Origin of the sequence: Aquimarina algiphila, from assembly GCF_947494415.1 — a bacterium.
GTDB lineage: Bacteria > Bacteroidota > Bacteroidia > Flavobacteriales > Flavobacteriaceae > Aquimarina > Aquimarina algiphila.
In genome coordinates, this window is record NZ_CANLVC010000006.1 from 400,683 (window position 1) to 414,595 (window position 13,913).

Sequence of the window (13,913 nt, forward strand, 5' to 3'; positions counted from 1 at the left end):
TGTAAATTAAATTTTGGTTTGATATTAAGTTGAATGTATTATTTTGTATTTATTATCAATATTAAAACATCAATTTTTATATTTTATCACTTTGCAAATCATAATGTTTTTTATTTTGAGATTACTTTTAGTATCCTCAATAATCTCTGTCCTTCGACTTCCCAACTTCCACTAAATCCTTTTGGTAATATAAAGAAGTCTCCTTTATAATATGTTTGAGGTTGACTATTAATTGGTCGGATTGTTAAACTACCATTGAGTATGTGTATGAATTGCTCTTTTTTGTTTTCAGAAATTTCTTTTTTTGTTGGTATTTCTGCTTCTGTAAAAACATCTAATTCTACTCCAGAATAGATAATGTTCTTGTACGTAGTAGAATTATGTTTTGTTAGACCAATTCCAGACAATAATTCTTGGTCAAGTAAAAATGGGTTTTTGGCTATCGATGTTTTGGTGCTATCGCCTCGCTTATTTGAAATTACTGATAATTCCAAATGAAGTTTATTTCCGCCGTTATTTGTCCAATTTCCAGAAAATCCTTTTGGTACAAAAAGGTAATCGCCCGAATAAAAAGTAAGTTTAGTAGAATCTTTAGTTTCTATATCAGCTCTACCATTAATGTAATAGACAAATTCATCAATAGGAAAATTATTGATTTCATTTAATGCAGTTTCACTTGATAAAATGTAGACACTTAGTTCTGGCCCTTTGTAAATATTTTTTTGATAGTATTCACGTTCTGGATGCGCTTTTAATTTTAGCCTGGGTATATCCAATCCTGAGATTAATCTATCTTCAATTTTAAATGGTTCAATTATTGAATCTTTGGATGTTTTTTGAGCAAAAGATAATGTAGATACTATAGTTAAAATTACGGTTATTAAAATTCCTTTCATTACGCACAAGGTTTAGTAAAAGTGTAATAGTAGATCAGACACACTTAGTTTTCAGAAAGTAATATACTTAAATAAATACAAAAACGGTTCAGGTTAGTACCCAAACCGCTATCAATTTTATACAGTGTTGACAGAAGTGTTTTTATTCTAAATTGAATATATTAGACTTAATTACTTGAATGTTTTGCAATACGTTTTCACGTTTAATTGTTAGTCGAATAGCTTCATCACCTCTTAAAATTTCTTTTGTGTAATCGTAGAAATCACAATAAGAGCTTTTGGTAATATCTTTGTTGTTAATAGAAATGACAATGTCATTTAGTTTTAATCCAGCTTTTTCTGCAGAAAAATCTTTAAAAATTTTGCTCACGTATACATTGTTATCGTTCCGATTTAAGTCAAACCCAAATGATTTTTTAGAGCTCAGTTTTTCTTTATTTTCAATTGGCGTAAGCAAGAGTTCCTGATCTTTAAAATTCAAGGTAACAATAAAATGTTTTGTAATTCCAGAACCAATAAGATTATAATTATTAGATTTTGAATAGTAGGCAACTTGATTTTGTAGATTAGAACGTCCTATTTTAAAACTTTCTAATGTTTTAATAAACATACTTTCATTTACAATACCATTTGCACTTATAGAACCTTCTCCAATAATCTCGACTATTTCTTGTGAGTTTAAATTTACACCAACTTTTTCAGTAAGTGAAATAAAACCGCCGTAGCCAAAATCAAGTAAAAAAGTTAATGTTTTATCATTAATTTTAGCTTTAATAAACGGATTAAAAGTTTTATCTAGTTTTACTTTTATTCTGATTGCATTGTTGAGGTTTTTTAGTTTATTGATGTTGTCGGTCAATATGATTTTTTGTTCTTTAGCATTTACTTGCCAAACAGCATTCTTAATAATGCTTTTACCAATAATCCCCCCATTTGTGTAACATTTGATTTGAGGTGAATCGTCAAAATCAAAATTAAACGCTCCAATTTCTTTAAAATCAATATCTCCAATTTTGATTGAAGGTATTTTTGTTAGTATGATTTTAGATTTTATTTGATTAGAACTACCCACTTCTACTTCCATTAACTTTGGAAGTTTGTTTTTATCCATAATTTCGGAAGTCAATGTATTGTATCCTCCTGTATCAAAAATGTATTCATAATTTTTATTTCCAATATGTACTGGTATTATGAAGTAGCCAAATTTATTTTGGAAGGATATCTCCTCAAAAAAGACTTTGTTTTCTAATTTAGCAGAATTAGCAAGTGCTAATTGTTCTTTTGCAGATTGAGCACTAGTCAAATCGATTAAAAAAAAGAATATTATGAGTACAATAAATTTTTGCATTTGTCAAGGCTATTTTTTTATAAAGACGTAAAAAAAATAAAAATGGTTGCCTCGAACCAAATTATGTTGCTTTATCCAACATTCTCGATAATTTTTTAGTGTATAGAGTGTATAATAATTAGGGGAGTAGAAAGCGATAAACTTTTGGGTTTACACTGAAACAAATTGTTGTATTGTTTTTAATTTACCCGTTCTTAAAACCTAAATTTTATAATGTTTAGTCCAATTAACTTTATATGTTCCCTTCTTGTTTTTTAATATTAAATAGTGTTTTCTAAAAATGGATAATCTGTATAACCTTTTTCTCCTGTTGAGTAGAAAGTACTTTGATCTGCTTTTTGTAAAGGTGTATTCAGCTCAAAACGTTTCACCAAATCGGGATTACTAATAAATGGTTCTCCAAACGAAATTAGATCTGCTAAATTTTGCTCTATTGCATCATTTGCCAATTTTTTTGTGAAACCTCGATTTATGATATACGTTCCCTTGTATAATTTTCGATAATGTTTTGCGGTATCCAAAATACTTTGAGTTGGGTTAGAATCATCTGCTTCTACATAACCTCCAATATGTAGGTAGGCTAAATTATAGTTATTCAGTTTTGTAGTGATGTATTCAAACAGTTGCGTTGTTTCATCATCTGTTTGAATACCAAACCAAGTTTTAAAATCGGGAGAAAGTCTAACGCCTATTTTTGATGAAGGAATTTTTTGTTGAATTGCATCTAATGCGTCAAATAAAATTCGAGCTCTATTTTCAATGCTTCCACCATATTGGTCGGTTCTTGTATTGGCACATTTTGCAAAAAATTGATGAAATAAATAGCCATTTGCAGCATGTATTTCTATACCATCAAAACCTGCTTTTATGGCGTTTTCTGTTGCTTTTTGAAAATCTAAAATTGTATTTTTTATTTCTTGAGGAGTCATTTCTTTGGGTGTGACAGTACCTTTAAATCCTGAATGCGTGTAACATTCTGAATTTGGATTAATTTGAGAAGGAGCTAAAGGTAAATTTCCATCAAGTAAATCAGGATGAGATATTCTACCAACGTGCCAAAGTTGAGCAAATATTTTACCTCCTTTTTGATGAACTTTTTTAGTAATACTTTTCCAAGAAATTGTTTGTTCTTCACTATATATTCCTGGGACATTTATGTATCCAATGGCTTGTTTGCTTATACTAATCCCTTCTGTAATAATTAATCCTGCTGTTGCCCTTTGTTCATAGTATTGAGCCATTAAGTCAGTTGCTAATCCTTTTTTATTATTAGCTCTACTCCTTGTCATTGGAGCCATTATAACCCTATTTTTTAAGGTTATGTTTTGCGTTATATATTTATCTAATACTGTCATTTTATCTTGAATTTTTGACAAAATTAAGTAAATTTGTTATTATTGCAAGTAATTCGCAATAGTTATTGCGAAAAAGTCGCATTTATATGGAAAGACGTAATACTCCAACTAAAGAAGCCGTGTTAGAATTGCTCAAGAAATCTGGAAAAGCAATGAGTAGAGATGCTATTGAACAAAAAATAACGCAGAACATTAACCGAGCAACAATTTATCGTGTTTTAAATCGGTTTTGCGAAGATGGTATTTTACATCGGGTAGTTGCAGAAGATGGCAAACAGTATTTTGCCGTTTGCGTAAACTGTGATGATAAAATTCTTTCGGGTCATCATTTTCATTTTAGATGTACTAAGTGTGAGACTATTGAATGTCTACCGGTAAAAGTCGATTTTTCGGTACCGAATGGTTATCAAGTGGATGGTGTAAATTGTGTTTTATCCGGAACTTGTGAGGATTGTTCTCGTTGACTTTCAACTGTCCATTACGGTTTTTATATAGCCTGTTATGGTTAGTTTTATGCGTGTTGGTAATTGATTTTATTAAGTTGTCATTTTCTGATTAGAACATAACTACCTTAAGGGTTAATTATATACTATGCTATAGGTAGTTTATTTATTTCTTGCTTTTTTCTAAGACATTGTATACAAACTGCTAGAAACCACAATACCATCAATGGTCCAAATATATAAGGAAATCCTATTTCATATGGCGTCATGGGGAAAGCGTAGCATTTAATTAGTATCAATGATATGCTAATTAAGAAACCTGATATTCCCCAAATCTTTCCAAAATATTTACTCTTTAGCATAACTATTGAAAAAGCAACATGGCTATAGCAGTAAAAAAGTCATTCGATAATTGCATTCCTAAATGTACAGGATCAACAGTTTTTGCAATCCAATTAAGTAAATCTATATCTGTTTGTGCAGTTATACCATCTTGATAGTGTTGTAAATATCCTTTAAAAGTGAGTTGCACCATTAACATAAGATTAAAAATCACACCACTGCAAAAGATAAAAATAGCTCCTAACTGTGTAAGTATGGTTATTTTCTCGTATTTTAATAAATGATGAAGAGCAAAACCAACTAAGGAAAATAAAATTCCAAAAATACTCGCCAAAAATATTTCAATATAACTCGGTAATGATGTTAATAAGAGTATTGGAAATAAAATATTTGCAATAATTCCTGAAATTGCACCAACAGTTATCCATTGCCTGGACAATAATTTTTCAGAATTCATAACTAAAAGTATAAGTAGTTAAAGTATTGTGTATTTAAGCACCTTTTCCGAACATAATGAGTATTAACTCTACAGATTCATCAGACTCATTCCACCATTTATGGTGCACATTAGCAGGGATAAATACTGTATTTCCTTCAGAAACAGTAATAGGTGCACCGTCTACAATCCCTTTTGCAGTCCCCTTAATCATTACTCCCATCATAGGAAAAGGCATAGCTTGTTCTCTTGCATCTTCTCGTACACGTTCTCCTGGCAGTATATTATACCAACCTGTTCTTAATCCTTTCTCATAATAAAAAATAGTAACTCCAGAACCATGAGCTCTACGCGTTGCATCAGGACGAAATGGAATAACTTCAGGAAATCCTTTGGTCCAAAAATGAAATGAAAAAGCATTTAATGCACTATCATCATCTTCAGTCGGCTTGTAGCCTTTAATTTCGTATACATCCATCGGTGCATAATCGCTAGAAAAAGCTTTTGCTTGTGCAGTAAGTGCGTTTATTTCTTCATTATTAATTGCTTTTAAAGTTTCTAATTCAATACGGTAGACATAAGTAGGTATATTTGGTAATCCTTCTAAAAGATTTACTTCCCATTTTTTTTCACCTATTTTTTTTCCTGTTATTTTTATTGTCCATTTCCCATCAACCTCAGGGACTTCTATACCAACAATTCGCTTTTCTTTGGCATGACGATCGTTTCTGTAATCTTCGATGTAAGTGTTTAAGATTTTTTCAACTTCTATTTTAAGAACAGTTTTGGTTTTATTTTCAGCATCAGGTGTTACTTCTGATGCACTAATTCTTTGAGCACATATGCTCATCATAAACAGGCCACAAAATAATGTAGCAATAAGAGTATTTAATGTTTTCATTTGAGTAATGATTTTAAGTTTTTACTTCGCAAATGAATAAAACTCAAAACTCAAAACCTTTTGTTTTATGGTGATTGTGGATAATGAGCAGGTTTTAGGGGTGAATTTGTAAAAGACTTAAAATAGTACTGTAATATTTATTAGATACAGGAATCTCATCTTGAAATTTTTTAAGTTCAATTGATGTATTTCTGCTTTTACTATTTTTTATTTTGAAGAAATTAATATTGATTAAATATTGACGATGACAGCGATATATTGGTGATAGTGGATTGACGATTTGACTTTCAATGTTTTTAAGACTAGAGCGAAAAATTATTTTGTCTCTTTTATCATTTGAAATAATATGGATATCTACATAGTTATCATCACTCATAATATACATTACTTCATCAAGATTTAATTTTATAGGTTTGACTTTGGGAGCAGTAATTTGGTACGTTTCTTTTGAGGAAATTAAAGAAATTTTTTGTCTATTGAAGTAACTAACAATCCCTAAAGTAAAAAAAGTAATAAATAGGCCTATTCCAGAAATTCTTCCAATAACGTTTAAATATTCTACTAATGTAAAATCATTAAAACCTGCTAAAAAACTCTTAACTATAAACATCACTCCACTTACAAAAAGTATCATCCATGTATACCATAAAATAGCTTTAACCAATGTCCATTTTTGAAATAGCTTTTTAAAAAGAAGAGGTACAAGGAACTCCATTATGTATATAGAAAGAGAAAAAACAACACCCATACCTATGAGAATTAATTTAAAATACCATAAGCCATTATGCTCTATACGAAATGGTTTAAAAAAAATAATGAATACACTAGCGATAAAGCCTAACAAAAAAACATTGAATATATTTCTATAAGTTTTTTTAGGTCTAGGGAAAGGCGTGTGTAAAAATTTGATCATTTCAAATTATATGAAACTTTATTCTGGATGAGTAAATTAACTATAACTATCTCTTGTCACATTGGTTGTGTGAATGCTTTCTTTAGTTGTTAAAGATAATTAATGCAAGTAAATTTTCAATAGGTAAATTCTATAGAAATTAATTTATACGCTCTGTTATGGTTAGTTTTATTCTAATTCCTTAAAGTATTTTTCTTTAATAATATTTATATGATGCCTTTCATGGCCAATAATCGATTTAAGAAATTCTTCAAGTGTAACTTGATGTTCTTGCGCCATTCCTTTAATTTTCAATTGTTTCTCAGATAATGTGTTGATGAAACTTACTGATGCTTTTCTAACACTTGAAATGTCTGTAATTAATTGTTTCATTCTTAACTCTTCAAATCTAGCATTGCTAACGAGTAAGTTTTGGTCATAGCCCCATAATTCAACTGTTTCTTTTCGACTAAGTTGAAATGCCCTAAACATTTTAATTCTTTCATGATCAGTTATATGCCCAACAACTTGTTTTATAGTCCATTTGCCTGATGAATAACTATAATTACCCTTTTCTTCATCGATTGATTTTAAAAATGTAAGAGTAGAAGGTGAAGAAAAAAGGGAATATAAACCATCATCTTTAACCAAACTGTAATAATAAGGAAATCCGTCTTCTGGTTTATATTCCATAGTTCTTGAAATTTTTTCCAATTTTGTATTGTTTCTTATAGCCTCTCTTTCCTGTTATGTTTGTATCACAAAGAGTGCTTATGCAATATACAAATTGTTGTGTGTTTGTACATTTTATTCTTCATGATAGATTTTATGAAACATTTTTGCCAAATTTTTTGGGTTTTCTTTCCATGCGTTAAACATTTCAAGTCCTATATCTTCTGGGATAATATCCAGTTCTTCATTTTCTACTTTATCAAGGATTGTTTTGGCAACACTATCTGGCGAGGGCATGTCCCAATCACTTCCTTTATTCATATCAGTATCGATTGCTCCTGGGTTTACTGCATGAACCGTTATTCCTCTTTTAGCTAATTCGATTCGTACAGAATAGGTGGCTGAAAGTAGAGCAGCTTTTGAAGCTGAATACCCTGCAATAGAGGGCAATGGTGAATACGCTACAATTGATGTAAGATTAACTAATGTTGAAGGTGAATTTTGATCTAGAGTAGAAGCAAACGCTCTCATCATATTTAGAGTACCATAATAATTGACATCCATATCTTTTTTGATAGTACTTATTTCTCCATCCAAAATAGTCCCTGGATTTAAAACACCGGCATTGTTAATAAGGACTTGCGTATCTGATGCTTGCTTAACTACTTTAGTTATTTGGTGTTCATTAGTTATATCAAGTTCAAGTGTAATTACTCTATTGTCTTCAAAGTTTGGCATTTTGCCCAAATCTCGGCAAGTAGCATAGATTTTACTAGCTCCTTTTTGCAATGATGCTTTAACAAGTGATTTTCCTATTCCTCTGTTTGCTCCTGTAATGAGAACTACTTTGTTTTTTAAGGTTTGCATATTTTTATGTTTTTATGCAAAATTAAGACTGATGCTACTCGTCTAAAATCCAAAACTTGCTGAATATATGTTTTTCCGTCTTCAATAATACTTTTTTTGTCAAATCCATTCATATTTAAACGTTTAGATAATTCATCATAAGTTTTTAAACGTTCATTAAAAATGAACCCCACTTTTCCGCTTAAGGTTTTGATTTTACAAATGTATCCCTTTAAATCTTTGCGATTATAGAAGCCACCATAACTAACTGTATGTTTTAAGTCTTTTAAGAATCTCGACGGGTTCTAAAAAGTCTAGGGTATCTATTTTTTTAGAGCTGTAGTCAATATTTATGTCATTATATAAAATAGTGCCATTTTCTACAACATAATAATATGTAGTATTCTGTGCGGATATTTTTTGTTTTGCGTTCTCAGATATTACATTTTTTTTTGTTTCTGCGGGTTGTTGATCTTTTTCTTTATAAGAAAAAAATAAACAGACAATTAATAGTATTGTAATTCTAAAAATTATGTTCTATACTTCTAAAAGTATCCTAAAATCCTTTTTTTTATAATCATTCCGTATAGATTCCCATATTGATATAGAGTCGGTTTAGATTTCAACAATATCAAGAGTTCATCGTCCAGTGAAATTTTCAAAATCTGATGTTACTTTTCTTTTTTCTTACCTAATGAAACCTTATAATCATCTATATTCCCTTTGATCTTTAGATTGAGATACTTTATTTTTTTGTTAGGATCTATTTCTACAATCTCGTCTTCTTGCTCTTCATTAATAGCAGCATCCTTTTTGTTTCCAAATATTTTTTGCCAGGCAGCTTTTCTGACAGTTTTCAAAGGAATACGTAAATAATAATCGATATTTTGATTATTATCATGTGTACCAGACAATTCCATATGGCCCAAAGTAGATTCGATCGTCATAGAGGGAATATTAATTTTTCCTTTCTTGATATCCAAGCTGTTTTGTAAGGTATCAAACCGAATGTTTTGTAGGTTTTTAGCTCCCATATAATCTGAAAGGGCCAGCATTGGATCGTAATTTTTTAATCTTCCATTTAATACTTTTACGTCCATTTCTATAGTAGATTGATCCAGGTCTGGAACCATATCCGGGTATACTCTAATCTTACCTTTAATTCTGGAGGTGAGTTTCCCTTGTAAATTTTCGGAAACAAGATGGTCTTGCCCAAAATTTTCGAATTTGAACAGCAATTTATCCAAATCAACATTATTCATAACTAAATCCGGCTGCATATAGATATGTTTTGGATCGCTACCATTAAAATATCCACTTAATCGAATATTTCCTCCTGCAGCATCCATATTTAAGGTATCTATATAAATGTAATGGTTGAGTGTTGTTCTTAAATCTGCTTTGATGTTTTGAAGATCTATTCTATGGTAAATAAAGTGAGCGATATCTACTTTAAATTGCATATCCGTAAATGGCAACTCGTATAAATTGAAGGCATCTGCATGTTCTTTTACATCTGCAGTCTTTGAAGTAACAACTTCTGTTGATTTTTTGGGACTTAAATCGAAATTGAAAAGCGCATCAAAGTCGATATAATTTGCCTTTAATTCGAAATAATTATCTCTTTTCTTTATTTTCTGATCTTCTCCCAAATAATAATTTAAATCGAAATTAAAATTGGTGGTTCCTATTTCTCCATGAAAATCTTTTATCACCAAATGTTCCTCTTCATAATGTATGTTTCCTCTAAAATGGTCAAAGCGAAGTGGATGCAATTTCATTTTTGTATCTAACTTATCTAAAGCCAGATTTATAGAATGTAATGCAGAATCTTTATAATGCATACTAGAGGCAAAGTGTAATGCCAAATCATCAAACGCTTCATGTCGATATTCTTTTGGAACATAATTTTCTCCCTTATAGGAAAAGACATCTTCCAGTCTTAACTTTTTAGAGGTGAGATTGATATCTAAATCTACATCTCCGTTAAGTTGGGGTTGCATCCAAAAAGCATAATCATGTATTAACCCGTCAAAATGAAAATCACTATCATCTATATACCCTGTAAAATCTATTATTTCTAAGTCTTTGTCATTTATTAACATATCGGCATGAAAATCATGTAGTTTATGCGGATAATGTTCCAAGTCAGCATATAAACTATCGATAAAAAATTCACCTTTGGGTAAAAACTCTGATTCTGTAAAATCTTTTGCAGAAGCTTTAAAAGAAAACCCCAAGCTTAGGTTTTTTATTTGTTCATCAAAACCGGTTTGGGTAGTATCTTGTTTTGAAAAACCTGTTAATTGGGCAATATCTAAGTACTTGGAGGAAATATCTAAATGAGCTTCTACAGGAATGTTAGTATGATGTATAATTGAAGGTAAGTCTGAAAAAAAACCACTTACGGATAGGTCCGAATTTCCTATCAATAGTTCAAACTGGTTCAGTGTGGCTTTCTTGCCATCCATTACTAAATGCACATTCAAATCGTGCAGGGGAGCAGGAAGTTCTTTGGCGACTAAACTCAAGTCTTTTACAATCAATTCTGTAAAGTACGCTTGATTGAGTTTTTGCAATGCCTTTTCGGGGTTGTCAATATCAATAATATCGTGAAAATTCATTTTCAGCGAAACTTGTCCTGACGCATCTTGTACTTGCTCTAGTTCAAAAAAGTCTGCAATAAAATCGAGATTGAAATTCGAGTTTATTTGCATGTTCACTTCTGGGGATTCAAAATTCTTTACAAAAATAGAGCCTTCAAATTCTCCTTTTTCTAAAGAAGCAGTCATATCAGTTAGAGAAAATTCCATGGTACTTGCATCTCTATTTTCTCCGTTAGTGAAATGACCGTTGAAGCCCATATTATCTATTTTTTTTGCTTTTTTAGTATTTTCTAAAAAGGCTTTACCAGCTCCAAAATTGGCTTTGATAAAAGGTCTGTTTCCTTTGTTAGCGGGTCCCTGGATATTGGCATTAAAATAGATTTCGCCAGCATTTCTATATTTCTCTAATACCGGTATGACATCTGTTGGAGCAAAAGCAATCAGCATATCAAAATTGGGCTTTGTTCCTTTTATAGAAAGGTCAAGATCTACATCATTCTTTGTATCTATGGAACCTTCTAACTCAAAATCTCCATTTTCCATGACAATACTCGAAGGTTGTATGTCAAGAATTCCTGTATATTCATTAAATACTACATCAGTACTTACTTCAAAATGTTTATTATGTATAAAGGTAGTGTCTCCATCTTTGATTACATTTAACTCAAAATGAGTATCTATATGCCCAGCAATGATACTATCTTTTTGGCTAAAACCACCTGTGCCAGCATACATGAATTTTTCGACATCTGTATTTGTAGCTTCATCTAAGGTATGGATATCAAGACTTTTAAATCTGATTTTTTTTAGATGAATATTGGTAGAAGGTGTTTCTGTTTCAGAAGTACTTGCTAAGGAATTTTGAATATTCGTCGTATTATTTTCATGAATCACAATATTAAAAACGCCTTCTTCTATTACTAAAGACTGAATATCATAATTTCCTTTCACCATATCCCATAGATTAAAACCTATATATATGTCTTTTACATCCATTATGACTGATGCATTATCTTTTTTAGTTTCTAAAATTTTTACATCATATACTTTTATAGAGATGTATGGAAAGTTGCTAAAAAGAGATAATTCACTTTTGCCAACACTAATAAGTCCTTTGTGTTCTTTGTTTAGTTTTGCAATCTCCTCTTTTATAATTTCAGATTGGTTACTCTGAATATATAGCATTAGGCCTCCTACTGATAAAATAGGAACTAAAATCAGTACTAGTAAAATTCGTTTCCAGAATTTTTTAATTTTCAAAGTAGATATCTTTAGGGTTAGAAAAGGTGTTTGACCTTAAAAGTAACGAATTAGTATGAAAAAATCTTATTTTAGAATACGATTTAGTTTTTGGGCCAACCGTATTTATTGATTATATATTTTAAAGCTTTTAATAATTTAGAATATTTAAAAGCCATTCTTCCTAACAACACCTATACATTTAATTTAGAAAAATAAATATCTGTGTTTTTAGTTTTCAAACTTAATTTATAATTAGATGCCAATAAAAAGTTTTAGTCTGGAAATTCTGCTCCAGTTGAAAACGCTAAAAACAATAGAATCCAAGGAAGAAGGAACATTAGTAGAATAATTATTGAAAATATGATTACATATTTTTTTCTTTTTGTTATTTTATAGATTAACAATCCACCAAGAATACCAATCATCAAAAAACCAATAATATATTCCATTCTTTTATTCTTTTGATATTACTTCTTTTCTTTTCGCATAATTTTCTCCATTTTACGACCTCTTGCCAATTCATCAATCAGCTTTTCCATACGTCTACATTGTTTATACAATTCAAATTCATCCTCTATTTCTTCAATTCTATAACCACAAACGACTCCTTTAATTAAGTGCGCGTTTGGATTTATTTCAGCTTTTTGAAAAAATGTTCTAAAAGTTGCTTTTTCATCTATAAGTGCTTGTAAAGCATCTTGATCAAAACCAGTAAACCATTTTATTACTTGGTTGAGTTCTTCTTTTGTTCTACCATTTTTCTCTAATCTATTCAGGTATAATGGATAAATGGATGCAAATATCATATTGGCAACCTTTTCATTTTTTTCGGCTGTAACTTTCATTTTTATTGGATTTTTAACTAATTGATGTTACCGTGTTTGTGTATAATTTTATGCTATGTTTTAGCAACTAATTTAACAAATACAAACCGAATAGAGAATCCATGGGGATTTTAGTTAGTGCTAACAATTAATTTTATGAAGTGTTGATATTCCTCGAGTGGGCAGAGTTTATTCAGCTAACGATTTCGTTTAGCTTTTAATTCTGCTCAAAGATTCATTCCGCAAAAATTGAGAAATTCGGGAGTGTGATTTTTCAATTTTTTGTTCATTGGTTACTAATTTTCTTTATTGAAAGTACTACGCCACTCTAAAATAACCAGATCATCCACTTAGTTATTTAGCTGCTATGATCTTATATATATGGTTGTAGTACGTTTTTTTATCGATATTAATGCCCTTTTTTAGCATATAGAACTCGATTATAACTTTTTTCAAGTAAATATGCTATTCGAGAATTATACTTTTTAATTTTTCCCATCATTTGATTGTATAAAGAAATTTTCTTTTCATTATGTTCGGGGTGTGTTTCGTCAAAAATAAACCAAAAAATACTTTCTATTTGCTCATCATTTAATTTGTTCATCTCAATAGAAGCCTGTTCGGTATCTACAAGAAATCTTTTGTATATCTCAAAACCGTCTTGCATATAATCGGCTCCATATTTCCCTCCAATACAGATGTTAAAATATTTTCTGTAATATTCCTTTTTGTCATTGTAATCCATAGAACTTAAATGTTTTACCCAAGGATTTATGATATATGATTTTGGGATATAATTCTTTTTATGTTTATTTTCCTCATACTCAATTAACTTTTTAGAAGAATCTATATACATAGCATGACTCATTTCAGTATGATTGTTAGGTAATGATTGAAAAAATTGTTTTTCAAATTTTTTCTTTTCTTCTCTCTTACTTTTCAGGACTTTATTATAATAGTAATTTATAGAGTCGACTTTTGACTCCGAAATACTTAAATTAGAAAAATCAAATTTATATTGAGCAAAAGATTTTCCATAAAATAATAAAAATACAATGATTAAAATTTTCTTCACTTCAATCTGTTTTTAATTTGCGACAACGTCCTGGT

The 13,913-nt window shown here is 30.1% G+C and carries 13 protein-coding genes; 1 reads left to right on the plus strand and 12 read right to left on the minus strand.

Going from position 1 to position 13,913, the window contains the following annotated elements:
* Positions 1–110: 110 nt before the first annotated feature.
* The 3 genes from PQF96_RS11105 to PQF96_RS11115 all read right to left on the minus strand — a co-directional run bounded on the left by PQF96_RS11105 (position 111) and on the right by PQF96_RS11115 (position 3,599).
* Positions 111–896 carry a cupin domain-containing protein gene (locus PQF96_RS11105; protein ID WP_271766136.1) on the minus strand — a complete coding sequence of 262 codons (786 nt, stop codon included), beginning with the start codon at positions 894–896 and terminating at the stop codon, positions 111–113.
* A 142-nt stretch (positions 897–1,038) separates the two neighbouring features.
* A complete protein-coding gene (locus PQF96_RS11110) occupies positions 1,039–2,244 on the minus strand; it encodes a PDZ domain-containing protein (protein ID WP_271766138.1) in 1,206 nt (401 codons plus the stop codon).
* Positions 2,245–2,504: 260 nt separating this feature from the next.
* On the minus strand, positions 2,505–3,599 hold the full coding sequence (locus PQF96_RS11115) for an alkene reductase (RefSeq protein ID WP_271766140.1): 1,095 nt from the start codon (positions 3,597–3,599) through the stop codon (positions 2,505–2,507).
* Between the two features lie 86 nt (positions 3,600–3,685).
* Here PQF96_RS11115 and PQF96_RS11120 point away from each other — a divergent pair, with 86 nt between their 5' ends.
* A complete protein-coding gene (locus PQF96_RS11120; RefSeq protein WP_109434650.1) occupies positions 3,686–4,063 on the plus strand; it encodes a Fur family transcriptional regulator in 378 nt (125 codons plus the stop codon).
* A 343-nt stretch (positions 4,064–4,406) separates the two neighbouring features.
* Here the strand turns inward: PQF96_RS11120 and PQF96_RS11125 are convergent, their stop codons facing one another.
* The 9 genes from PQF96_RS11125 to PQF96_RS11165 form a co-directional block, all read right to left on the minus strand.
* Positions 4,407–4,841, minus strand: a complete 435-nt coding sequence (locus PQF96_RS11125; protein WP_271766142.1) for a hypothetical protein — start codon at positions 4,839–4,841, stop codon at positions 4,407–4,409.
* A 34-nt stretch (positions 4,842–4,875) separates the two neighbouring features.
* The gene (locus PQF96_RS11130) at positions 4,876–5,721 is read right to left on the minus strand and encodes a cupin domain-containing protein (RefSeq protein ID WP_271766144.1); all 846 of its coding nucleotides are present in this window, start codon (positions 5,719–5,721) and stop codon (positions 4,876–4,878) included.
* 94 nt (positions 5,722–5,815) lie between these two features.
* Positions 5,816–6,634, minus strand: coding sequence for a LytTR family DNA-binding domain-containing protein (locus PQF96_RS11135; RefSeq protein WP_271766146.1), 819 nt, complete (start codon positions 6,632–6,634; stop codon positions 5,816–5,818).
* 168 nt (positions 6,635–6,802) lie between these two features.
* Positions 6,803–7,327: a DinB family protein gene (locus PQF96_RS11140; protein WP_271766148.1), complete on the minus strand. Its 525-nt coding sequence runs from the start codon at positions 7,325–7,327 to the stop codon at positions 6,803–6,805.
* Positions 7,328–7,420: 93 nt separating this feature from the next.
* On the minus strand, positions 7,421–8,152 hold the full coding sequence (locus PQF96_RS11145; RefSeq protein WP_271766150.1) for an SDR family NAD(P)-dependent oxidoreductase: 732 nt from the start codon (positions 8,150–8,152) through the stop codon (positions 7,421–7,423).
* Positions 8,153–8,802: 650 nt separating this feature from the next.
* On the minus strand, positions 8,803–11,997 hold the full coding sequence (locus tag PQF96_RS11150; RefSeq protein ID WP_271766152.1) for an AsmA family protein: 3,195 nt from the start codon (positions 11,995–11,997) through the stop codon (positions 8,803–8,805).
* A gap of 254 nt (positions 11,998–12,251) precedes the next feature.
* Positions 12,252–12,428: a hypothetical protein gene (locus PQF96_RS11155; RefSeq protein ID WP_271766153.1), complete on the minus strand. Its 177-nt coding sequence runs from the start codon at positions 12,426–12,428 to the stop codon at positions 12,252–12,254.
* An 18-nt stretch (positions 12,429–12,446) separates the two neighbouring features.
* Entirely contained in the window at positions 12,447–12,824 is a 378-nt protein-coding gene (locus PQF96_RS11160) for a DUF2200 domain-containing protein (RefSeq protein ID WP_271766154.1), read from the minus strand.
* A 388-nt stretch (positions 12,825–13,212) separates the two neighbouring features.
* On the minus strand, positions 13,213–13,878 hold the full coding sequence (locus PQF96_RS11165; RefSeq protein ID WP_271766155.1) for a hypothetical protein: 666 nt from the start codon (positions 13,876–13,878) through the stop codon (positions 13,213–13,215).
* Between the last annotated feature and the right edge of the window lie 35 nt (positions 13,879–13,913).

Coding starts and splice junctions, on each gene's coding strand:
- PQF96_RS11145 (WP_271766150.1), bottom strand. CDS start 8,152: ATGCAAACCTTAAAAAACAAAGTAGTTCTCATTACAGGAGCAAACAGA.
- PQF96_RS11130 (WP_271766144.1), bottom strand. CDS start 5,721: ATGAAAACATTAAATACTCTTATTGCTACATTATTTTGTGGCCTGTTT.
- PQF96_RS11125 (WP_271766142.1), bottom strand. CDS start 4,841: ATGAATTCTGAAAAATTATTGTCCAGGCAATGGATAACTGTTGGTGCA.
- PQF96_RS11160 (WP_271766154.1), bottom strand. CDS start 12,824: ATGAAAGTTACAGCCGAAAAAAATGAAAAGGTTGCCAATATGATATTT.
- PQF96_RS11155 (WP_271766153.1), bottom strand. CDS start 12,428: ATGGAATATATTATTGGTTTTTTGATGATTGGTATTCTTGGTGGATTG.
- PQF96_RS11105 (WP_271766136.1), bottom strand. CDS start 896: ATGAAAGGAATTTTAATAACCGTAATTTTAACTATAGTATCTACATTA.
- PQF96_RS11110 (WP_271766138.1), bottom strand. CDS start 2,244: ATGCAAAAATTTATTGTACTCATAATATTCTTTTTTTTAATCGATTTG.
- PQF96_RS11120 (WP_109434650.1), top strand. CDS start 3,686: ATGGAAAGACGTAATACTCCAACTAAAGAAGCCGTGTTAGAATTGCTC.
- PQF96_RS11115 (WP_271766140.1), bottom strand. CDS start 3,599: ATGACAGTATTAGATAAATATATAACGCAAAACATAACCTTAAAAAAT.
- PQF96_RS11135 (WP_271766146.1), bottom strand. CDS start 6,634: ATGATCAAATTTTTACACACGCCTTTCCCTAGACCTAAAAAAACTTAT.